At 43.8% G+C, this 780-nt stretch carries 1 rRNA gene; it reads right to left on the bottom strand.

The features are described from left to right. Positions 1-256, bottom strand: a 23S ribosomal RNA gene (locus tag ACXAH4_RS20080); the annotation flags it as partial. Between the last annotated feature and the right edge of the window lie 524 nt (positions 257-780).

Genomic DNA, 780 nt, shown 5'->3' with positions numbered 1-780 from the left:
CCCTTTCGCTCGCCGCTACTAAGGGAATCTCGGTTGATTTCTTTTCCTCCGGGTACTTAGATGTTTCAGTTCCCCGGGTTTGCCTCGTTAACCTATGTATTCAGTTAACGATACCCGCAAGCGGGTGGGTTTCCCCATTCGGACATCGATGGCTCAAATGCGTTTTGTCAGCTCGCCACCGCTTTTCGCAGACTTACACGTCCTTCATCGCCTCTTACTGCCAAGGCATCCACCGTATACGCTTAGTCACTTAACCATACAACCCTAAATAGCTTCCTTAAGGTAAACCTTAAGTCGTTGTTTCTGCTTATTCACATGAGTAAGGAATAAGTGTTCACAACCATTCACTTCCACCCAAAACGTGCGACACGTTGAAAGAATGGGTTTCAGCTGCCTAACCTCCGCCTTTTTATCCGGAGTCAGGTGTGCATCTAAGCACTGTTGTATGCATGACTGTCTAATCAATTTATCGTGCAAAATCGACGTTGTTTGTCGACTTTTGCGCAAGGAGGACGAACAGTACACTCAGTTGTGTATGTCAGCCTTCTTACTACACTTCGTCAGATAGAGTAGCTTTTGAAAGAACATCTTTTCGATATTCTCAGTTACTCAATTTGATTGATTACTAATATCAGCTTTCCAAATTGTTAAAGAACAAGAGTTTGCTCTGCGTCTTATTGATAAGACACATAACAAAACAATCTGTGTGAACACTGCGCTAAAAGGCAATAGACGATTTTTAAGGTAAGGAGGTGATCCAACCCCAGGTTCCCCTAGGGT

The sequence above is a fragment of the Alteromonas sp. ABV2_168 genome (genome assembly GCF_056161165.1).
The sequence above is the reverse complement of the archived record's forward strand: the minus strand, read 5'-3'. Positions and strand labels throughout refer to the sequence as shown.